At 55.1% G+C, this 21,547-nt stretch carries 20 protein-coding genes; 16 read left to right on the top strand and 4 right to left on the bottom strand.

The window, feature by feature from the left end; all coding sequences use genetic code 11:
- The first annotated feature begins 22 nt into the window (after positions 1 to 22).
- The gene (gene rpiB / locus PSR63_RS16420) at positions 23 to 478 is read left to right on the top strand and encodes a ribose 5-phosphate isomerase B (protein WP_274326760.1); all 456 of its coding nucleotides are present in this window, start codon (positions 23 to 25) and stop codon (positions 476 to 478) included.
- Positions 479 to 837: 359 nt separating this feature from the next.
- Positions 838 to 1,407 carry a hypothetical protein gene (locus PSR63_RS16415; RefSeq protein WP_274326759.1) on the top strand — a complete coding sequence of 190 codons (570 nt, stop codon included), beginning with the start codon at positions 838 to 840 and terminating at the stop codon, positions 1,405 to 1,407.
- A 79-nt stretch (positions 1,408 to 1,486) separates the two neighbouring features.
- Here the strand turns inward: PSR63_RS16415 and PSR63_RS16410 are convergent, their stop codons facing one another.
- Positions 1,487 to 2,131 (bottom strand): TVP38/TMEM64 family protein, encoded by a 645-nt coding sequence (locus PSR63_RS16410; RefSeq protein ID WP_274326758.1) that lies wholly within the window; start codon positions 2,129 to 2,131, stop codon positions 1,487 to 1,489.
- 172 nt (positions 2,132 to 2,303) lie between these two features.
- Between PSR63_RS16410 and PSR63_RS16405 the strand changes: the two genes are divergently transcribed.
- From PSR63_RS16405 to PSR63_RS16395, 3 genes are all read left to right on the top strand, one after another.
- Entirely contained in the window at positions 2,304 to 2,945 is a 642-nt protein-coding gene (locus PSR63_RS16405) for a hypothetical protein (protein WP_274326757.1), read from the top strand.
- An 81-nt stretch (positions 2,946 to 3,026) separates the two neighbouring features.
- Positions 3,027 to 4,742: a HEAT repeat domain-containing protein gene (locus tag PSR63_RS16400; RefSeq protein WP_274326756.1), complete on the top strand. Its 1,716-nt coding sequence runs from the start codon at positions 3,027 to 3,029 to the stop codon at positions 4,740 to 4,742.
- A 205-nt stretch (positions 4,743 to 4,947) separates the two neighbouring features.
- A complete protein-coding gene (locus PSR63_RS16395) occupies positions 4,948 to 7,581 on the top strand; it encodes a hypothetical protein (RefSeq protein ID WP_274326755.1) in 2,634 nt (877 codons plus the stop codon).
- A 79-nt stretch (positions 7,582 to 7,660) separates the two neighbouring features.
- On the opposite strand, the gene lipA is transcribed toward PSR63_RS16395, so the two are convergent.
- Both lipA and PSR63_RS16385 read right to left on the bottom strand, forming a co-directional pair.
- The gene (gene lipA, locus PSR63_RS16390) at positions 7,661 to 8,557 is read right to left on the bottom strand and encodes a lipoyl synthase (RefSeq protein ID WP_338000677.1); all 897 of its coding nucleotides are present in this window, start codon (positions 8,555 to 8,557) and stop codon (positions 7,661 to 7,663) included.
- Between the two features lies 1 nt (position 8,558).
- Complete coding sequence (locus PSR63_RS16385) at positions 8,559 to 9,344, bottom strand: lipoyl(octanoyl) transferase LipB (protein ID WP_274326754.1); 786 nt, start codon at positions 9,342 to 9,344, stop codon at positions 8,559 to 8,561.
- A 110-nt stretch (positions 9,345 to 9,454) separates the two neighbouring features.
- Between PSR63_RS16385 and smpB the strand changes: the two genes are divergently transcribed.
- The 10 genes from smpB to PSR63_RS16335 all read left to right on the top strand — a co-directional run bounded on the left by smpB (position 9,455) and on the right by PSR63_RS16335 (position 19,344).
- The gene (gene smpB / locus PSR63_RS16380) at positions 9,455 to 9,994 is read left to right on the top strand and encodes an SsrA-binding protein SmpB (RefSeq protein WP_274326753.1); all 540 of its coding nucleotides are present in this window, start codon (positions 9,455 to 9,457) and stop codon (positions 9,992 to 9,994) included.
- 195 nt (positions 9,995 to 10,189) lie between these two features.
- Complete coding sequence (locus PSR63_RS16375; RefSeq protein WP_274326752.1) at positions 10,190 to 10,873, top strand: ABC transporter ATP-binding protein; 684 nt, start codon at positions 10,190 to 10,192, stop codon at positions 10,871 to 10,873.
- Positions 10,870 to 12,303, top strand: coding sequence for an ABC transporter permease (locus PSR63_RS16370; RefSeq protein ID WP_274326751.1), 1,434 nt, complete (start codon positions 10,870 to 10,872; stop codon positions 12,301 to 12,303). The genes PSR63_RS16375 and PSR63_RS16370 overlap by 4 nt, the downstream gene beginning before the upstream one ends.
- Before the next feature lie 105 nt (positions 12,304 to 12,408).
- The gene (locus tag PSR63_RS16365; protein WP_274326750.1) at positions 12,409 to 13,920 is read left to right on the top strand and encodes a hypothetical protein; all 1,512 of its coding nucleotides are present in this window, start codon (positions 12,409 to 12,411) and stop codon (positions 13,918 to 13,920) included.
- A gap of 51 nt (positions 13,921 to 13,971) precedes the next feature.
- Positions 13,972 to 14,661, top strand: a complete 690-nt coding sequence (locus PSR63_RS16360; RefSeq protein WP_274326749.1) for a DUF4190 domain-containing protein — start codon at positions 13,972 to 13,974, stop codon at positions 14,659 to 14,661.
- Positions 14,661 to 15,350: a DUF3299 domain-containing protein gene (locus tag PSR63_RS16355; RefSeq protein WP_274326748.1), complete on the top strand. Its 690-nt coding sequence runs from the start codon at positions 14,661 to 14,663 to the stop codon at positions 15,348 to 15,350. The genes PSR63_RS16360 and PSR63_RS16355 overlap by 1 nt, the downstream gene beginning before the upstream one ends.
- Before the next feature lie 31 nt (positions 15,351 to 15,381).
- Positions 15,382 to 16,641 carry an MFS transporter gene (locus tag PSR63_RS16350; RefSeq protein ID WP_274326747.1) on the top strand — a complete coding sequence of 420 codons (1,260 nt, stop codon included), beginning with the start codon at positions 15,382 to 15,384 and terminating at the stop codon, positions 16,639 to 16,641.
- A 40-nt stretch (positions 16,642 to 16,681) separates the two neighbouring features.
- Positions 16,682 to 17,860 (top strand): metabolite traffic protein EboE, encoded by a 1,179-nt coding sequence (eboE, locus tag PSR63_RS16345; RefSeq protein ID WP_274326746.1) that lies wholly within the window; start codon positions 16,682 to 16,684, stop codon positions 17,858 to 17,860.
- A gap of 9 nt (positions 17,861 to 17,869) precedes the next feature.
- Positions 17,870 to 18,562: a prolyl oligopeptidase family serine peptidase gene (locus tag PSR63_RS16340; RefSeq protein ID WP_274326745.1), complete on the top strand. Its 693-nt coding sequence runs from the start codon at positions 17,870 to 17,872 to the stop codon at positions 18,560 to 18,562.
- Positions 18,562 to 19,344, top strand: coding sequence for a DUF4013 domain-containing protein (locus tag PSR63_RS16335; RefSeq protein WP_274326744.1), 783 nt, complete (start codon positions 18,562 to 18,564; stop codon positions 19,342 to 19,344). The genes PSR63_RS16340 and PSR63_RS16335 overlap by 1 nt, the downstream gene beginning before the upstream one ends.
- 12 nt (positions 19,345 to 19,356) lie before the next feature.
- Here the strand turns inward: PSR63_RS16335 and PSR63_RS16330 are convergent, their stop codons facing one another.
- Positions 19,357 to 19,971, bottom strand: a complete 615-nt coding sequence (locus PSR63_RS16330) for a hypothetical protein (protein ID WP_274326743.1) — start codon at positions 19,969 to 19,971, stop codon at positions 19,357 to 19,359.
- Positions 19,972 to 20,152: 181 nt separating this feature from the next.
- On the opposite strand from PSR63_RS16330, the gene PSR63_RS16325 reads away from it, so the two are divergent.
- On the top strand, positions 20,153 to 21,442 hold the full coding sequence (locus tag PSR63_RS16325) for an amidohydrolase (protein WP_274326742.1): 1,290 nt from the start codon (positions 20,153 to 20,155) through the stop codon (positions 21,440 to 21,442).
- The last annotated feature ends 105 nt before the right edge of the window (positions 21,443 to 21,547 follow it).

The following is a 21,547-nucleotide window of genomic DNA, read 5'->3' as shown; positions in this document are numbered from 1 at the left end:
CTTTTGTCGAAATGTGACCGCCATGAAAATCGCGATTGGTAGTGATCATCGTGGGTATGAAGTAAAAGCGAAGATCATCGAACTCCTGAGTAAGCTCGGGCACGAGTCGGTCGACTGTGGTGCCCACGACTGTAATAGCATCGACTATCCCGATATCGCTTCGGCCGTGGCAGAGAAGATTGTGAGCGGTGAAGTTGATCGCGGCATTCTTATTTGTGGTTCGGGCATCGGCATGGCCATCACCGCTAACAAATTTCCTGGCGTTAGGGCCGCAACGTGTCACGACGATTTGACGGCCGAAATGAGCCGTCGGCACAACAATGTGAACGTCATGTGTCTTTCCGCCGATCTGCTGGGCGAACGCCTTATCGATCGCATGGTCGAACTATGGATCACGACTGAGTTCGAGAAAGGACGCCATCAGCGGCGTGTCGATAAGATCAGCGATGTCGAAAAGCGTTTCTCGAAAGATGACTAGGCGGTGGGCCTGGCTTCACGATTGGCGCATTCCACACACCACGTCTTGATTGGTTTTCCAGAGCCCCCTCAAGAGAACGGGCATGCTATCGCTTGAGTTTTTCCGCTAATTCCTAGCATAGTTTTTGGGAAACGTGGTTGGTTTACGCCGATTATTGCCGGATTCTTCGGCAAGCTATTCCGTTTATAACGATCGCACTCTCCTCGGGCCCATTTCTGCAGTTTTTCTCCTCTCGGGACGCACCCGAAAATCTTGATGCGAGATCGATTGTTGATAGAGTCATCTAAACAGTCATCGAAAGCGCACGTTTCGATTTCGCATCGTCGTGCTTCGCCTCTTTTTCGGAAAGATTGCCAGGAATGGTTCGGTTTCGTCGACCCCATCCCGAGGATGTTGAACAGCTGCTCTTGAACGCGAAACTGCGCGATGAGTTAGAGCCGTTCTTCGACGAATCGCTGCAGATTTTGGACAGCGGTCGGGTTCCTATCCGCGTAGAAAACGAGTTTCTCAGTGCCATCCTGGCCTGGGAACGTGCCCCGGTCCTGCCCATTGCCCAGTGGTTCACGCCAACTTTAGCCCCTCCCCGGGCTGATCATCTCGCCGCCGAAGAACTCCACGAAGTCCTATGGGACATGATCCACAAGCTGGCTTCGCGGCGGATCTACCTCGACTTCACCGATCACTTGAGTGACGTCGAACTGTATCGCTTAATTGTCCGTGACATCCTGCCATCGCAAGAGAAGATGGTCGATTTGTCCAGCCACTGCATCTATTTCAATTGCGCCGAAGCCGACGGCGACATCGATACGTGGCTGCGGTTTTATGCCTCGGAAGAAGAACGTCTGGGCTGGATGGAAGAAACCGGCGAGCCCCTGCCACCGGTTGAAAGCTCTCCCTATCCTCGAAAGCTTCCCGACGGTTCGCGCTAAACGATCACACGAAAGCGAAAGCGGATTTCACCGCGTGCGGCATCTCGCACCGGGGCATGGTGAAGTCCGCTTCGCTTTTTTACTGAGCGATTTCCTTCTTGTCCGCCGTTTGCAACCAACGGCGGGCCAGGAAGGTAAGCAGTAGAGGAAGCCCGGCCGAGATTGCCAGGGCAATAACCAACCACTCCTGCTCGGCAGCCAGATTACCGAATGCGGAGTACGCCAGAGCAATGCCTGCATTGGCGAGGAGAACCGGCGGCCAGAACTTTCGCCAGGAAAGTCCTTGAACTCCCAGCAGCACGACGGCGGCCTCCGCGAGGATGGGCAGTGCCCTGGTAATCACCAAAGTGACCACTCCCCAGTTGTCGGCAAACTTTTTTAAACTTTGGGCGTCGGAATCGGCCAGCCATCTTCGCTGAAGGGGCGGACCCGCCAATTTAGCGAGGCCAAAACCAATCGCAGCCCCCACAGTGAGGCCCGCGAAACATACGGCAGCCCCGGCAAAAACCCCCAATTTGGCCCCTGCCAACGTATTGACCAGGCTGGAGGGGACCGGAAGCAGCACATCCAGCGAGAGCAATCCAAACAGCACAATCGCCATAACCCATGGACTGGGCTGGGTTTCCTCCCACGCATGGGCCGCTTGCTCCAGCCATTGGCCCCAAATCAGAAAAGGGATGATAGGGATCGCCAACGCCACGGCAACCAAGATCAGGATTTTCACGAATGTCCGCATCGTTTTGCTCGGTGATTACCCCATTTTTCGTGGCATCTGATTTCTCACTTAACTATCATTTTTACTGGGGTAGGATTACCACAGCAAAACAACATTCCCTCGCAATATCGCTGCGAGGTCGGTCACCCTTATAGCTTTCCTGCAAACGATGGATAGTGTCATGGTCTCTCGATTACTTATGGCGGCATTAGTTTTGCCGCTTCTCGCAAGTTCCTGCTACGCACAATATTGGGGCCCATGGGGCGGTGGTTACCACGCCTCGACCGCGGCCGAAGGTTTTCAGCGAGGGCTGGCCGACGTGGTCCGTTCGCAAGGCCAGTACAATCTTGATACTTCGCGAGCTAACGTCAACCAGCAAGAGGCGAATGCGGCCTACATTGAGAATCGTAACCGCGCCCAAGAAGTCTGGTTCGACATGCGTCGTCGTAACGATGCCTATCGAGCTGAAAAAGCTGGTCCCAAGGTCACCAGCGAACAGATCTTCCGCATCAATGCTCAGCGGGCGCCCAAACGCTTGAACGACGATCAGATCGATCCGGTCACAGGCGAATTGCACTGGCCGCTCTTGCTCACTTCGATGATTTACACTCCGTATCGCGAGGTCATCGACAAGGGTTTTGAAAAGCGACACCAGAAAGGTTCGTTCGTCGACTACGACTCGCACCAGAACGTCGTCAAAGCCGTCGACTCGATGTACGAAGAACTGAAGAAGCGGATCCGTGACTACGAACCGCAGCAGTACGTTGATGCGAACCGCTTCATGGAAGCTCTTTCCTACGACGTGCGATTCCCATCGAGCTAAGTCGTCCGCAGAACGTTCGACCCCAACACCTTTGACTTGCAACGCAAACTCTTCTCAATGATTAAGAAACTGGAGACGGCGATGAGTGCCCGTTATTTGTTTGTGTGTGTCGCGCTGTTCTTGTGCGGCACTCTCTCTGCTGCCGAACCGGATGCCGGCAAGCTGACCGCTGACCTGAAAGCCGGAGGTGACGCGGCATATCAGGCAGCCGATGATTTGGCCGATGCCCCTGCCGACGTGGCCATTCCGGCATTAACCGAGGCACTAAGTAGTGACGACTCGGAACTACAACGCCGTGCCGCACGAGCACTCGCTCAGTTCGGCAAAGACGCTCATACAGCCTCGCCTGTGTTGGCCAAGCTCTTGGACAGCCCCATTCCCAAAGTCCGAGCCTACGCGGCTTACGCTCTGGGCAAGATTGGCAATGGCAGCAACAAAGCGTTGCCAAAGCTGATCAAGCTGATTACCGATGAAGATCCAAACGTCCGCCGCGAAGCTCTGGAAGCGATGATTGAAATGGACGCCGACCCAGACGTTACCTTGCCAATCATGGTAAGTGTTCTGGAGAAGGCCGATCCAGCGATGGTGCTTCCCGTTCTGAGCGAAATGGCTGAGAAGGGAGACAAAGCAATTCCTCGTCTCCGTAAGGCTCTGCAGTATGAAAAGGCAGCCTACTGGGCTTGTCTCGTGGCGGCAGAAATGGGTCCCGATGCGGCTCCTGCCGTTCCAGAGCTTACCGCAGTGCTCGATAGCAAAGACCCTGAAGTCCGCATGCATGCTCTGATCGCCCTGGGCGAAATCGGCCCGGCCGCCAAGCCAGCTTTGAGCCGCGTTGTGACGGCCCTGCAGTCGGATGACGTCCCGGCGGTAAAATACTCGGCCGCATTTGCTCTGGCCGCGATGGAAGATTCGCAAGCGACGGAAGCTCTACAGAAGGCAGCTGAAGGTGACGACGCTTTCTTGAGCCTGATGAGCTACTACGCCGTCGCCAAGCTAAATCCGGAAGACAAGCAAAAGATGACCACGGCAGCGACCTTCCTGGTCGAAGCCATGAAGAATGAGAATCCGAACGTGCGTGCTGCCGCGGCTCGCTGCTTGGCCAATCTCGAAGCTCCTGCGGAAATCGTCCAACCGATTATCGCGGACGCACTGCAAGATGCTGACCCACGTGTTGTGGTGAACATCACCGATGCGATCGTGAAGATGGGTCCCCAGGTCTTGCCAAAGGTTGTTAAAGGCCTGAAGAACGAAAAGATGAAGTGGGTCTCGGTGGCCATTATCCGCCAATGGGGCGAAGCAGCTCCTGAAGCAGTGGCTCCGCTCACCGAGGCGTTGTCCAGCGATGACGAACAATTCCAAGCCGAGGTTTTGATGGCACTCGGAGCCATCGGCGGAAAGTCGGCTGGAGCAATCGAGCAGATTCGTCCGTTCCTCAAGTCGGATTCGCGAACCCTGCAACTTGATGCCATGTATGCATTGGGGCGTATCGGTGCCCCAGCCATCTCGACCACGGATGAGATCGCACCGATGCTGTCCAACGACGATCCCTTCACACAGTTTGCCGCAGCCTGGTCGCTAGCACACATCGCACCGGAAGATGCCGATGTCGCCGCCAAGGCGGTTCCTGTGTTGATCACGCATCTGACCGATGCATCGCAAGAGTACATCCCCGGCGAAGCCGCTCACGCTCTGTCGCTGTTCGGTGACAAAGCCAAGTCAGCGCTCCCAGAGCTGAAAAAGGCTGCCGAAGCTGGCAATGAATCGGCTGCTGAAGCAGTCAAACTGATTTCGATGTAGTGCTACTCAACCAAATCGAAAACTCGAGAGGCCACCTGAATCAGGTGGTCTTTTTCTTTGCTAGCAGACGAGACGTCGGCAAAAGGGACGTTTGACTTGAACTGATCTTTTACCGAATTGGCAATTTTGCTAGTAATTTCGGGCCGACACTATTTTCTTGAGAATGGATGCCAGAAAGAAGTTTCGCATGTTAGGCAAGGATGCCATGAAAAACATTTACTTACGTTTGGCCGTGATTGGTGGAGTGGTTGCCCTGGGTGCCACCGCAATCGGACAATCGATGATGGCATCAAGGGATCCGGATCCCGAGCCAATTGAGATTTCACAAATTCCCCCAGGCACGTCGCCGCAGCAACTAGCCGCGTCGTTTCCTGAGTCTCAGGTTGTGCTGGCGTCGAACGACACGCCCGCGACGGAGAGCTCTGGCGAACCAACGCCTGCGAAGCCTCCGGTCGGCACAGGAACGCCGACTCCAGCGACACCGGCGCCGGCAGCAAGATTCAGTATTTCTGATTCTGAAGAACCCGCGCAGCCAACACCCGCAACATCTAATCCGGCCGCCACCGGTGAAGGAAGCGCCCCGCCAAGTCGATTCAGTCGATTCCTGGGTAATTCCTCTGCCAATCCAGCCACTACCGAAGCAACCGAAGTATCGGACACTGCTCCATCAGCCACTGCGGCAGCAAGCGGAAGTCGATTCAGCATCGGCGACAGCCCGACTCCTGCAGCTGAAAACCCAGCAGCTGGTGCCTCGGCAAATCCAGCTGCGGCCACGACTCCCATGCCTCCTGGCCCACAGAGCTTTGCCACCGATTCACAAAATCCAACGCCGGCCGCTCCAACGAGCATGTCTCCTCCGCCGGTCCGATTTCAGACAGGGGGCCCAACCGCTGCGGACAACGTAGCAGCGCAGGTTCAGGACACGGCCAACACCATTGCCACGGAAGCCAATGCCGCCGCCGGGGAAGTATCTTCCGCCGTGCAAGGAACCGTCGAAAACGTCAACAATCGCTTCTCGTCGATGGTCGATTCGACAAGGCAATCGATTGCCGATCAAGCAGGCGCCGCAGCCGATGCGGTGAACGGGCAACTTCCACAAACGGCTCCTGCGCAGCCGAGGTTCAGCTCGAATGCAAGTGTCAGTCCAGCACCAACCGCTGCGGAACCGATGACTGCTACGCCCCCAACGACACCCAATCCAACTCGATTCTCGGCAACGAATACCGCAACCAACACGCCGCAACCAAGCGTGATGGGTTCGGCAGCTCCGCCATCTTATGGACAAACTCGCGGCTTCTCGGCCTCGCCTTCTCCGCCACCAGCGGCGATGGCAGAACAGTCTCAGCCGACCTATCAGGATACTCCCCAGCCACAACCAACGCGATTCTCGCAGCCAACGCAAATCGCCTCGCTACCTTCGGCCGCGGACGGTGCGATGGTTTCGGCTCGCCCAGGTGATATTCATCTGGAAGGGGATCAACAGCCCAGCATACGACTGGAGAAAGTTGCTCCTCCCGAAGTTCAAGTCGGCAAGGTAACAACCTTTGAAGTGCACGTGGAAAACAACGGGCAGGTAGACGCCTCAAGCGTCATCGTCCGTGACATGGTGCCAGCCGGAACGAAGCTGGTTTCAACAAGTCCTCAAGCTCAACAGGGTGCCGATGGCAGCCTGGTTTGGGATCTCGGTACCTTGCGACCGCAAGAACGTAAGACGCTTAAGCTAGAGATCCTTCCGCTGGAAGAAGGAAACATCGGTAGCGTCGCGAGCGTCGTTTTCTCGGCCAAAGCTTCTGCCAAATCGATTGTCACGCGGCCGAAGCTGGAGATCACGCAGTCGAGCGCCGCAACGGTCTTGGCTGGCAATCAGCTCGGGATCACCATCACCATTACCAATCCCGGCACCGGTGCCGCCACTGGTGTCGTTCTCGAAGAAAACGTCCCTGGCAATTTCGCTCACCCAGCCGGCAATGAATTGGAATTCGAAGTCGGCACGCTCAAGCCAGGCGAATCGCGTCAGCTTGATCTCGTGCTCAACGCAGTCTCCGCAGGTCGCGTTCAGAATATCCTTCGTGCCCGAGCCGATGGGAACCTTACCGCCGAACATGCTGTTGAGCTGGAAGTTGTCGCACCGAAGCTTCAAGTTGCCATGACCGGCCCCAAGCTGCGATACCTGGAACGGCCTGCCAAGTATACCGTTTCGGTCAGCAACCCAGGCACGGCCCCCGCACATGAGATCGACGTCGTCACGTACCTGCCCAAGGGCTTGAAGTTTGTTGAAGCCAACAACGCGGGTCAGTATGACTCGACGCGACACGCCGTCTTTTGGAACTTGCAGGAACTGCCACCAGCACAAACGGGTACGGTTGAACTGGTCGCATTGCCGATTGAAGCTGGCGATCAACGACTTCGCGTTGAGGGCTCCGCCAACAAGGGCCTGACAGCCGAAGATGAATCGACCGTTCGCGTCGAGGGTCTAGCTGCCATCTTCTTCGAGGTCGCCGACGTCGCTGATCCGATCGAAGTCGGTAAGCAGACCACCTACGAAATCAAGGTCGTCAATCAAGGCTCGAAAGAGGCCAAGAACATCCAAGTGGCAGCTGCGTTGCCGCAAGGCCTGCGTGCCATTGCCGCGGACGGCGAAGTCCCTGGCCAGGTACAAGGCCAGCAGGTTGTCTTCCAACCGATTGGACGCATCGATCCGAAGCAAACGGTTCGACTACAAATTCAAGTCCAAGGAACCATGCCGGGCGACCAACGCATCCGCGTTCAAGTTCGCACCGACGGCATTCCAGATCCGATCACCAAGGAAGAAAGCACCACGGTATACACGGATCAGTAAAGACGCGAGTCGTCTCCTTGAAACAAAAAAAGGCCGTCATAATCATGACGGCCTTTTTCGTTTAGTAGTTCCTGGTCGGCTAGAAGCTTTCGGCCATGTCTCGAGCATGGTAGCTACTTCGCACGAACGGACCGCTGGCAACCTTCACAAAGCCCATACTCTTCGCCTGCTCGCCAAGTTCTTCAAACTCTTCCGGGCGAAGGTAACGAACAACCGGCAAGTAACGCTTCTGATCTGGCTGCAAGTATTGACCGAGCGTCAGGAAATCGACATCCGCGTCTCGCAGATCTGCCAAAGTGTCCAGTAGTTCTTCGCGTGTCTCACCCAGACCAAGCATCAATCCGCTCTTGGTCTTCGTATCGGGAGCGATCTCTTTCACACGCTTCAACAGGTCCAAAGTCCACGAGTAAACTGACTTCGGCCCGCGAACTCGGCGATAGAGTCTGGGAACCGTTTCGGTGTTGTGGTTAAAGACTTCCGGCTTGGCTTCCAGAACTCGTGCCAGGGCCTCTTTGGAATCGATAAAGTCGGGAGTGAGGACTTCAATCGTGGCCCCCGTTCGTTCTCGGACGGCTTCGATGCAGCGGAAGTAGTGATCAGCACCACCATCCGGCAAATCATCTCGAGTCACCGACGTGATCACGACATGCTTGAGCCCCAGACGGTAGGCGGCTTCGGCCAAACGTTCTGGCTCGTCACCAGATAGCTCTTGCGGAGTGCCACGTGATACCGAGCAGAAACTGCAAGCACGCGTGCAAACGGCTCCCAAGATCATGAAGGTCGCAGTCTGCTGCGAATAGCACTCCATACGATTGGGGCACTTGGCTTCCTCGCAGACCGTTTCCAGACCCAACTCTTTCATCAAGTTGGTTGTCTTGTGGCCGGGATCTCCCTTGGGGATATTCCGCTTGAGCCAGCGGGGAAGACGTCGCCCGGAATCAGGCGACGGAATATCGGACGAATCGATGATTGGCAGCTCAACTGGCTGCTTGGCGGGTTCGATCACGAGTATGCTTGACTACTTCAGGAAACAGAGGATGGCTCGAGTGCCAAACTGCCTGGGCAGACTCGAACCGTTGCGCCAAATGGTACGCCACACTCCGTGCGACCTCTCCTATTGTAGGGCACGTCTCTGTTTCTTCCAGGAGACTGCTCATAGTGGCAGGATCTCCGGGACAGGCAAGCTCTGCCGGATTCGCCTCGACACCCACCTGACTGTGGGGTCCGCAACTGACATTCAGGAACGCTCCGTGGCTGGTAATCCAGTTTTGAACGGCCACGCCGATGGCTGCCAGCATGCCACTTCGCCCCCAAAGACCGAAACGGCCAGGGCGTTTGTAGCTGGGAACCTCGAACTGGCGAGCCGTGTCCAAGAGTCCATTCTGCAAGCGTTGTAGATATTCGCCGACAGACCAGCCGTAATGCTTGAGCGGAACGATTGGGTAAACGGCCAATTGACCTGGCGTATGAGCCACGCAGGCACCTCCACGACCGATCCAACGCATTTCGAGCTTGCGGTGTCGCATCTCTTGTGTGGTCAAGCGGATATGTCGCCGCGAGCCCGCTCTGCCTATACTAATCAGCGGTGGATGTTCGCAAAGCAGACAAGTAATGTGACCATCGTCACGTCCCCCCGATTCGTAAACCAGACGTTTTTGCAAAGCGATACAGTGATCGAAGTCGACGATTCCCATGTAATGGAAGTCGATGACTGTCGGCCGCTGCCGGAGTAAATCGGAAGACTGAAATTCGAATATTTCCACGCGCTCGATATACCTGAGAAGTCGTCGTTGCGAGGTCTTCGTTGGAGGGGGGGAGATTAGCAGGAGGCGCGTTCTGAGCCTAGGTCGAAGTTCAGAAAAACTCCCTCCATATGCTGGCATCGCTGACACCCTACTGCCCCATCTGGAAAGCATTGGAAGTGGCCAAGAAGTCAAAAGCTGCGAAAAAAGAAGAAAACAAGAACGAGAAGAGCATCGGCGAAAACCGCAAAGCTCGGCACGAATACCACATTCTGGAGCACCTGGAATGTGGTATCCAGCTGACCGGCAGCGAGGTGAAGAGCCTTCGCGATGGCAAACTTCAACTGGCCGAATCGTTTGCCCACGTGGTCAATGGCGAGGTCTTTCTGGTCAACTGCGAGATCTCGCCCTACTCGAATTCCAGCGAGTTTCTCAATCACGAGGCCCGTCGCAAGCGAAAACTGCTGTTGCACAAGCGTGAGATCATCAAGTTTGCTCTGAAAAGCGAAGAGAAGGGGCTCACGCTTGTGCCTCTGAAGATGTACTTCAAGCAAGGACGAGCCAAGGTTCTGCTGGGCATCGGTCGTGGTCGACAAATGCATGATAAGCGCGAGAAGCTGAAGAAGGATGTCGCCAAACGAGACATCGATCGAGCCATGAAACGGAGATAACGCCTGCTGCCAATGCCGAACCGATCGCTAGCAGCATGCGTAAATGGCTTCGTAGCCAGCCTCTTAACAGAAACATGCGAACAAGATGCACACGCAACTCATTTGCATTTAGGGGTTGGCGCCAAACGCATCTCGTATTTCAATAGATGCTTGCGCGAGTCGCCGTTCCCCTGCCCTATGCCCCCATAAGTGGCCATGCTTAAGATCTCGAATCTGAAAAAGTCCTTTCGATCGCCCACCGGCGAACGAGTACCGATCCTGGACGTTCCTCAATTCAACGTTGCGGCCGCCGAACAGATGGTGATCGTTGGACGCAGTGGTTGCGGCAAGTCGACTCTGCTTCATCTGATCTCAGGGATTGGCACGCCTGACTCCGGCGTAATCTCCATCAATGGACTCGATATTACGCGACTCTCCGAAGAAGGACGCGATCGCTTCCGAGCAGAAGTCATGGGGTATGTCTTCCAGACCTTCAATCTGTTGCAAGGTTTCACGGCCTTGGAGAATGTGGTTTTAGGGATGTCCTTCTCCCGCGGCCGAGCCGACCGTGATCGGGCCCGGGACCTGCTCCGACGCGTCGGGCTCGAACATCGCCTGAATGCCTACCCACGCACCATGAGTGTCGGTGAACAGCAGCGAGTCGCCGTGGCTCGTGCTTTGGCCAATCGACCAAAGCTTCTGTTAGCCGATGAGCCGACCGCCAATGTCGATCCGGCCAACCAACAATCGATTGTCGATTTGATTCGTGAAACGTGCCAGGAAGAAGAGATCTCGCTGGTGATGGTTACCCACGCCACGGAAGTGGCGGAGCAATTCCAGCGAATCGAACCCCTTGAGAAACTGAACATGGTCGCCCAAGCGAATAAGGCACACGCATGAGTATCTGGCAAATCGCTTGGCGAAGCGTCCGACAACGAGCTCTGGCCTCGTCGTTAACTTCTTTTTCGATGGCCCTGGGGGTATTGCTGGTAACGGCAGTCCTGCTGGTTTATGGCCTGGTTTCGAAGTCGTTTACCGACAACTCCGATCTCGGTTACAACATGATCGCTGGTGCCAAAGGGGGCAAACTTCAACTGGTGCTGAACACCACGTTTTACCTCAGTGAACCGGTTGAAAATGTTCCCTACACGTTCTACCAGGAATTCCTCACCAAGGAGGAGCAGGAAAAAGAGCTGGAGCTGATGAAGCCAGCTGGTCGTGGCGAGTTAGCTGACGGCACCTACGCGAAGAACACCGAGTTTGCCATTCCTGTCTGCCTGGGCGACTACTACAAGACGTACCGCGTTGTCGGAACGCTACCCAAGTTCTTTGAGGTCTTCAAAGATTACGACAGTGACGAGCCGAAGTACTCCTTCCGAGAAGGACGCAACTTCGAGACCTGGAACGACGAGCACGGGTACTTTGAGGCGGTCGTTGGTTCGATCGTCGCCAAGCAAACCGGCTTGAAAATCGGCGACAAGATTGCCGCTTCGCACGGTGGTGATCCCAACGATATTCATACCGACTCGCCGTTTACCATTGTGGGAATCCTCGCTCCGTCTGGTACACCCAACGACCGAGCAGTATTCGTCAACATGGAAGGCTTCTACCTGATGTCAGGGCATGCCAAGGTAGAAGAAACCGAAGAGGTTGGGGCCAACGTGACTGGCACGACCATTTCGCGGCGGCAACCGCTGCCGATCAAGCAGCGAGAAGTTACGGCCATCCTCATTCGAACGTCCGATCCGTTCTCGCCGATCATCATCAAGAACCGAGTTAATGAAGGGAATATCGCTCAAATTGTGATGCCGGTGATGGAGATTACCAGCCTATTCGAGCTGATCGTCAAGCCAATTCAGACGCTACTGCTGGTCATAACGGTCCTGATTTGCTTTGTTTCGGGAATTTCTATCCTGGTCAGCATTTACAATTCGATGAATGACCGCAAACGCGAAATCGCCGTTATGCGTGCCCTCGGGGCTCGTCGTCGGACCGTGATGGGTATCGTTTTGTCCGAATCGATCATTCTGTCCGTTGGAGGGGGTATTCTGGGCTGGTTGGGCGCTCATTTACTGTTGTACGGGGCGAGCCCGATGATCGAAGCCCAGACTGGCGTTCAGATTGGGCTGTTCGACTTGGCTCCACTACCCAGAAAGCTTGAAGTTCTGATACCTTCGGCGATAATAGAAAATGATTGGATCGGCCCCCTATTCAGTCTGGAGTTGGTGATTGTTCCGGCTCTGATTCTGTTGGCAGTACTGGTCGGCTTTTTGCCTGCCTACACGGCGTATCGTACCGACGTGGCAGAAACACTCAGTTCGTCTCCTTAAAGACGAATCTGGTGGGGCTACATCCCAAGCGATGATCCCTCCCGGCGTACGTAGATGCGTACGGCAACCTCGCTATTTTGCCTCGAACCTAAGAGATTTGTTCTTATGCTCACGCGGCTCATGATTCTTTGCGGAGCGTTGGTATCCACCGCGGCTCTGCTAACAAATGCCCTGGCATGTCCCTTCTGCGCGGCCGTATCGCAAACCTTCTCGCAAGAGATCGATTCGATGGACGCGGCCGTGATTGCCAAGTTGGTAGAAGCTCCCGCGGTCACCGCCGAAGGTGCTGGTGTCGAAGCGACCTTTGAGATCACCCAGATCCTCAAAGGGAAAGAACATCTGGGCGACACCAAAACCATTAAATCGCTCTATTACGGCGAAGGACGCAAGGGGCGAGAGTTCCTGATCTTGGGAACTGAGCCTGAGAACATGATGTGGTCGACACCAACGTTGCTCACCGATCGTGGTGTGAAGTACATCAATGATGTGATCAAGTTGCCAGCAACCGGCAATGACCGCTACGCATTCTTCCAGGAGCATTTGGAAGACGAAGACGAAATGCTGGCTCGCGATGCCTATGACGAATTCGCGAATGCCCCCTACAGTGCCCTGCACGACCTGAAACCGAAGATGAAGCACGACCAATTGGTCAAGTGGATCGAAAATCCAGACATCGCCGCCAATCGTCGCCGCTTGTACTTCACGATGCTGGGCGTCTGCGGTACCAAAGCCGATCTCCCCTTGCTGGAAAAGATGCTCAACAGCGAAGAGCGAGCGAACAAGTCCGGTCTGGATGCCATGATTGGTTGTTACCTGACGCTGGCAGGAGCAGATGGCCTGCCGCTGATCGAAAAGCTTTATCTTGCCAACAAGGAAGCCGAGTACGCGGATACCTACGCTGCGATCATGGCACTGCGGTTCCACGGAACGGAAACAGACATCATCGAAAAGGATCGCCTGCTGAAGTCGCTGCACTTGATGCTCGACCGCCCACAACTGGCCGATCTGGTTATCGCTGACTTTGCTCGCTGGGAAGATTGGTCGGTGATGGACAAGCTGGTGAAGCTATTTAAGGAAGCCGATGAGGAAACAAGCTGGGTTCGCGTGCCCGTCATTCGTTACCTGATGGCGTGTCCGAAGCCGGAAGCCAAAGAGCACTTGATCGAACTGGAGAAGATCGATCCCGATGCGATGAAGCGTGCCCAAACGTTCTTCCCATTCCAATCGCAAGCGGTACCAACGCGAGCCGACGGAGAGAAGATGCAGGAAGAGAACCTGTTGGCCATGGCAGAAGTTGATGACAACCAGCTTCCTCCCGAGGAGGAAGATACCGAAATTCGCCAGCCGGAAAATGTGGCTCCTTCAGCCACGCCCAAGACCGGCGAACAAACCGCGATGGCGAAGCGGCAGGTTACACGAGACGAACTCTCGACCGACGGTGACCGAGCTCTGGCTGCGGCAATTACCGGCGGCAGTGCTGCGAACCTCGAAGAAACGTCCACCGTAGGACTTCTACAGCGTATTTTTTCGACGACGATTCCCATTGTTGTGACATTTGTGTTAATGCTCGCAATCTCGGGCATCCTTTGGAACCCTGGTAGCAAAACGTCGCTATAAATGCGGGGTAACTTTATCCCGACAATTCCCCGTAGCGAATCAAATCAATCAATGAGCACCTCCACCGAATCCCAACCTGCATTCACTGGCGATGTTGATCCGGCGATGTACGAGCAGTACCGCTCCATTAGCTCGTTAGCGGTGACGTCTCTGCTCATTGGCTTTATCAGCCTAGTGACCATTCTGGCCGTCGTGATGGCACCCATCGCCGTGGCCGGTATCGCCTTGGGTATTTGGGCGATCATCACAGTACGCAAAAACACCGCCACCCAAACCGGCTTACCGTTGGCCTATGCAGGGCTCGTTCTTTCTACGCTCGCTCTCGTAGTAGGCACCAGCCGCTACGTTTACGAAGAATACATCAACCTGCCTGAAGGGTACGAAGTCATCGCTTTTGGCCTTCTGCAGGAACAGCCAGGGCAGCCCGTTGGCCAACCCGTGCCAGACTCGGCGTTGGCTTTGGACGGCAAGCAGGTCCTAATTCGAGGGTATGTTTACCCTCATGCACAGAAGTCGGGTCTGACTCGCTTCGTGATGGTTCCCGACTTTGATACCTGCTGTTTCGGGGGCCAACCCAAACTGACCGACATGGTGGAAGTCCGCCTTGTCGAACCCCTTTCGGTTGATTTTTCCTTCAACCGACGCAAGATTGGGGGAACGCTACGGGTTCATACCGATTTGAAAAAGATCGAAGACCTGACCGGCGTATTTTACGAATTGGAAGCCGACTACGTCGATTGATGCATCCCACCTGTAAACCGCTCTCCTGGATCTGCCCTCTGATTCTGTGCCTTGTTGTCAGCCTTGGCTGCCGACCTCCGGAACCACTACGTCCAGCCAACACTACGCACGGTCCTGCTACGTCAAATCTGACCGTCGAGCCAGCGACCGAAGAGGTCGAGAACACCAGCCCGGATGAAGAGCCGCCGACCGAAGACTCGAACTCCGAGCAAGAGAAGACCGAACCAGTAGAAACCCAGCCAACATCGACCGAGAAGAAGCCTTCGCCCGCTGCAGAAGTCACCTCGCCCAAACGCCCCGTTCCTAAACCGCAACCCGGCAAGACACTCGACCTGACGTTTGATGACATCAAATTCGACATCGAGCCAGATGCTCCTTTCAAACGCGAGATGCTCCCTCAGGCAATCGAAGATCTGAACGGGCAAAAGATTAGTATCGGCGGTTACATGCTTCCCAGCTTTCAGCAGCGGGACATCAAGCAGTTCGTTCTCGTCCGCGACAACATGGAATGTTGCTTTGGGCCAGGCGCGGCTCTCTATGACTGCATTCTGATTGAGATGGACGGACGCGGCGTCGACTTCACCGTTCGGCCGGTGGTAGTCGAAGGGGTCTTCACCATCAAAGAATACAAGGACGACAGCGGGAAGCATCTGGCAATCTATCACATGCAGGGCACCGGCGTTCGTTAACCTGCTTGCCTGATCCGCGGAGAGTCGCGACGTGAATCCATCTTCCGCGGAACTTGAACGCACTTCGCGCGGGGCGAATGAGAACGCTGGGATTTGGGCCCTGGGTAATGGGCTCGTCTCGACCACGCTCGTCTCCTACTTCGCCCAAAGCCTGGGTGCCCAGTCAGCGGCCGTCTCGTGGATTATCGCAGCTCCGAAGCTGGTCGGCGTTCTGCGTTGGTTCGCCCCCAACCTTTTGAAGCTTGGCGGAAGTTACCGTACAACGAGCACCTGGGCATTCCTTGTATCGACGGTCTTCCTACTGCTTTTGCCGCTTTGTTCCGTCCGAGAGCTCTGGCCATCAACGACGGTCGCCATCCTGGCAATCGTCTTCTGCTGGTGCATGTACCACTTGGCCGAGTACTGCGGCTACGTAGTCTTTATCGCTTGGCTAATGCAGTTGGTATCGCCCGAGATCCGCGGTCGCTTTTTCGGTCTTCGTGAACGATGGTTAACGGCCGGCAACCTGGCCGGCTTCCTCTTCGCGGGCCTGCTGGGCGCTGTGCTCCGCAATGCGTTTGAGATGGATCTCCGCTGGATCGCCTATCCACTGCTTGCCATCTATGGGGCAATGGCGATCGGCCTCTCCGTCTTGCCGCTCCGGCGCATTCCCGAACCAGAAACGACCGCGCCGCCTGGCCACTCGCTTATCGATGACTGGAAACATTGGAGCGGCTCGCGTGCTCGCTGGTTCCTTCTTTATGGAACCTGGTTTTCGGCAGCTAACGGACTCTTCTCGACCTTGCTCTATATCTACCCTTACCGTGCCCTCGATTTGTCGCTCTTCCTTCCACTGACTATGGCCGCATCGATGCGACTTGGGCAATCGCTCATTAGTCGCCCGGTCGGGGTCACCATCGACCGATTTGGCTGGCGGTCGGTTATGATCTGTGGGCAAGTTCTAATTGCCTTTGGCCCGCTGCTGTTTAGTTTTGGTACGGTGGGATACATCGCAGGCAATCTGATTTGGATTGCATATGCGTTGATCAACGTGGCCCTTCCCATCGCGATTGTCGATGGCCGTCACGATCGAAGTGCGGCACCGCCGCTGGCCCTCTATTTTGCCTGGACCGGACTGGTTTATGGCCTCACTGCACTCGCAGGTCAGAGCGTTGCGGACTTTTTCGTCTCGACCCAGTACCGTAACGATCCCTCGGCGTACGACACCTACTTCTTCGTGGCAACCCTGGCTCGACTTTCGGCTGTCTTGCCGCTAGTTCTGCTCCCCGCTGAACGCAACCGCCACACCTGATAAACTTGAGGGAACACCTCTCCCTCTCCAAGGAACGAACATGGCCATCCAATCCTGGACCGGTTACTGCACCAACGTCCATGCCGGGGCAAACCTCGAGCAGACGCAACAGAACCTGATTACCCACGCTTCGCGCGTCCAGCAAATCCTTGGTCGCGATCAGCCTCTGGGGGTCGGACTGTGGCTCTCGAACTCGACCGCCCAGTCGCTGGTCGAGCCAGGCAAATTGGACGAATTCGCCCAATTGCTGCATGACAATCAGTGGATACCGTACACGTTCAATGGCTTCCCCTTTGGCGACTTTCACAAATCGATCGTGAAGCATGACGTTTACCTGCCAACGTGGTGGGAGCCAGAGCGTTTGGCCTATACCAAGAATCTGGTAACCATCCTCGACCGTCTGCTTGCCCCGGGAGAAGAAGGAAGTATCTCGACGATGCCGATCGCTTGGGGTACGCCTGAGCCCAGCGACCAGCAGTGGTCAATGACCGTACAGAACATGCTGGAGCTTGTGCGGCACCTGCACGAGTTGGAGCAATCGACCGGTCGGCTTATCTACATCTGCATCGAGCCCGAGCCTGGCTGTCTTCTCGACACGACAGAAGATGTGATCGATTTCTTCCAGCAGCGTCTATTCCCAGCAGGCGATGCCGAACTGATTCGCCGTTATCTACGCGTGTGTCACGATGTTTGCCATGCGGCGGTCATGTTCGAGGACCAACTGAGCGTACTCGAAAAGTACGCTCAGGCTGGCATCCTGATTGGGAAGGTTCAGATCTCATCCGCCATCGAGATTCGTTTTTCCGAACTGAGTGAAGACGAACGCCACAACGTACTGGCCGAAGTCGCCGAGTTTGCCGAGGATCGCTACCTGCATCAAACGACCTCGCGAGCTGCCGACGGGACAATGCGTTACTTCGACGACCTGCCGTTCGCATTGCAGGAAGCTTCGCAAAAGGTTCCCGAAGATGAAACATGGCGGATTCACTTCCACATGCCCATCTATCTCGATCAGTTTGGTTTACTCCGAACAACTCAGTCGCACATCCATGACTTCCTTTCCGAAATCAGGAATCATCCTGAGATTCGCCACTTCGAGGTCGAAACCTACGCTTGGGGTGTGCTCCCGCAGGAACTGCAACATAACGAGTTGGCCGAAGGAATCGCTCAAGAGATTCATTGGCTCCGGCAGCAACTCACTCACAGCAAACAGGTCTAAGGATCGTTCATGCAAACCGTTTCCAAGCGTCAGGAGACGCACGAATTCGTTTGGTTTGATAGCCAAGGCAAAAAGCGAAGCTTTCCTTTTCTGTGTTATCAGCCTCGCGAGTTTCAAGCAGAAACCAAGCTTCCGCTGCTCATCTTTTTACACGGGGCAGGGGAGCGGGGAACGGATCTGGAACTGGTCAAGAAGCATGGTCCTCCGAAGTTGATCGACCAAGGCGAAGATTTTCCGTTTGTGGTCATTTCCCCCCAGTGCCCCATGGACCAGTGGTGGGCGATGAAGGAGAACATCAACGGAGTGGCGCAGCTTACCGAGCATATTCAAAGCGAATACTCCGTCGATCTCGAACGGACTTACCTCACCGGCATGAGCATGGGTGGCTATGGAACGTGGGCAGCCGCGGCCTCATATCCCGATCTATTCGCGGCGATTATCCCGATATGCGGAGGCGCCGACCTGGCGATTGCTGCCGATCTGAAAGGGATGCCGACGTGGGCATTTCATGGCCGCGACGACGACATCGTTCCGCTTATTCGAAGCGAAGAAATTGTTGACGAGGTTTCCAAGATTGGTGGTGACGCGCGGCTGACCATTTATGACAATGTGCAGCACGACAGTTGGTCGGTCACCTATGCCAATCGCGATATTTACGATTGGCTCCTTTCTCACAAGATTCGCAACCGGAGGAAAGCCTGATGTCGACGTCTGGAGACAACCCGTTCGCTTCGCCCGAGGGCACCAACTACGAGCCTCAGCCAGCGGAAGGAAGCGAGACCGTCGTTCCACGTTCCTCTGTCGACTACATGGAAACGGTCGGAGATGTCTTCAATAACCCCAACTGGTTCGTCAACATCTTGCTGGCAGGTATCGCGATCATCATCCCGATTATCGGCGGCATGGTTGCCCTGGGATATGTCGCGGAAATCATCGGTGCTCGAGCCTATGGGCGGATGAAATCCTACCCGGACTTCGACTTCAATCGCTTTGGCGAGTACCTGACACGCGGTTTTTGGATGTTCCTGGTGACGTTCGTCACTTCACTCTGCCTGATGCCGTTGACCATGCTCGCCGGGGGAATCATGGGCGCGATGCAAGCTTCTGACAACGAAGCACTCATTGCGATCGGTTTCGTGATCTACTTTGGATCGATTTTCGCAATCAACCTGATTACGTTTTTCATCACGTGCCCCTTGGTGATTCGCGCTGGCATGCTCAACGATTTCGTGGGGGCGTTCGACTTCAACTGGATCATGGACTTCATCAAGAAGATGTGGGTCGAGCAGTTGCTAGGCGGCATCTTGCTCTACATCTTTGCCATCTTCTTTATGCTGGTCGGCTGTTTAGCGCTCTGCGTTGGATATATCCCTGCAGCTGGCGCCGTCATGATCATGTGGTCCCTCTTTCTCGCACAGCTTTACCAGGTGTACGTGCACCGTGGCGGTCGGGGACTGCCGTTCAAAGAAGCGACGAAGCTTTAATCGCTTGAACATCTAAGCAAGGCGGCCGTCTTCTGCTAAGACGACTGCCGGAACCACATCGGCGTCGGTGTACCCCTCAGCGAACTGAAGAAATTCGGGGCTGGCGCCACGCAATTGGAATTCGCCTTTCTTGTAGGCTTTCACTACGAGTGGGCCGTTTGCGCGAATGGCAAACGTGAGCATCGCCACAAAAGCTATGATGACGCCGAGAGAGAACCAGCCGTTCTCAAGGCTGATCATGAGCGCCACCATTCCGATAAAGACGGCCAATGATGCCACGCAATAGACGATGTTGATTCGCTGCTTGGCATTGCACTCTCGACAGAGAGAATACTCGACGCGACACTTCTTGCGCGTGGCGAGATAAACAATCAGAAAGATCAATAGCTGGATCACCAACACGAAGATCGCCGGATGCACCCAATACAGATCCTTTTTGCGACGGCTGGAACTGTCCTGCTCCGATAGTACATCACCACACTTCACGCACGCATGCGGAAGGATGATTTTGTCCGTCCCCAGAATCCGCTCTCCCTGGATCTCGTAATTCCCAGCAACGACCTTCACGGTCTCGCCAATCGACGGTGGGGAAGCGAATGGATTCGTGGAATTCTGGCCAGTTGTCATACGATTCAAACCCACATTGCAGGGGGACACTTTGCTACTTAAGGGGAAGTTTAGTGACTTTCTAGGTGAGAATCGAATCCCAATCCGGTTCCCACCGATGAATTTTCAATCCGGATCTGCTATACCAGATGGATTAGACACTCAAAATTGCTGATACCCTTTCCTATAGTGCACCCCCACCATGTCGATCGAACTCCGAAATCGCCTCTTCCAGCAGCTCGACCAACTCGTTCTGATTGACCCCCATACGCACATCAACGCACTTGATCCGTCGTCGCATACGCTCGCCGACATCCTCGGGTACCACTACTACACCGAGCTGGCTCACTCAGCCGGTATGCCCAAAGATCGGATCGAAGAGGAGGGGATCTCACCTAAGGAAAAGGTGGGCCGCCTGATCGAGAATCTCGGCCCGATTTCCAACACGATCCAATACAGCTGGTTCATCGAAATGGCCCAGAAGCTGTTGGACTTCGAGGGAGACACGATCGATACCAACAACTGGGAATCGTTCTACGATTCGGCCGAAGAGAAGATGTCGGCGGATAGCTGGACCGATACTGTCTTCAGCAAGAGCCGCCTGGAAAGTGTCTTCCTGACCAACGACTTTGACGATCCGCTGGAAGGTTTCGACACCTCCAAGTACATCCCATGTCTGCGAACCGATGACTTGGTGTTTCATCTCACCAATCCTCGCACCAAGGTACGGCTTTACGAAGCTACAGACGTCGACGTCACCGACGTAGCCTCGGCACGCCAGGCGATAGGGAAGCTGTTCGACCACTTCGTCAGCAACAACGCCAAAGCCTGTGCGATCTCGCTGCCACCGACCTTCGCCCCTTTGAAGGTATCGGACGCTCGGGCAAACACGGCCTTGTCCAATGTATTCACCCAAGGCCCTAATGCTGACGAAGACGATCAACGAGCCGTCAGCAACTTCATCTTCTGGACGCTGGCTGAAAACTGCCAAGAGCGCAAACTGCCGTTCGATCTGATGATTGGCGTCAATCGCAAGGTCTTCCCCGAAGGCGTTTTCCAAGGCCAGGATCTCTACGACAGCCGGGTTTCCTTGATTCAGTACAAGGAGTTGCTTAACGCATTTCCCGACGTTACCTTCCCGATCTCGGTGCTTGCCAGTGTGACCAACCAGGAACTGGTCAGCTACTCGTGGATCTTCCCGAATGTCGTTGCCAATGGTCACTGGTGGTATAGCAACACACCAACCTTCATCCAGCAGGATTGTGCGTCCCGCTTGGAAGCGATTCCACGCACCAAGCAGATCGGCTACTACAGCGACATGTACAAAATGGAATTCGCCTTGCCGAAGTTCGCTATGTACAAGCGAATCCTGGCGAAAGTCCTGGCCGAGAACTTTGTCATCGACCGTAGTTGGTCGGAGGAAGCGGCAGTCGAGCTGGGAACGCAACTGCTGCGAGGCAATGTCGAGACGATTTTCAACGTCGGAAACTAAGCCGCGGCCCAATCCGAACAGAAAAAGCTCGCGATGCTATCATCGTGAGCTTTTTCATGGGTTCACCGTGAAAGACAAGAAGTTTCCCGAGAAACTCCATTCGGA

The organism is Bremerella sp. P1 (genome assembly GCF_028748185.1).
In the GTDB taxonomy this organism is placed as follows: domain Bacteria; phylum Planctomycetota; class Planctomycetia; order Pirellulales; family Pirellulaceae; genus Bremerella.
The sequence above is the reverse complement of the archived record's forward strand: the minus strand, read 5'-3'. Positions and strand labels throughout refer to the sequence as shown.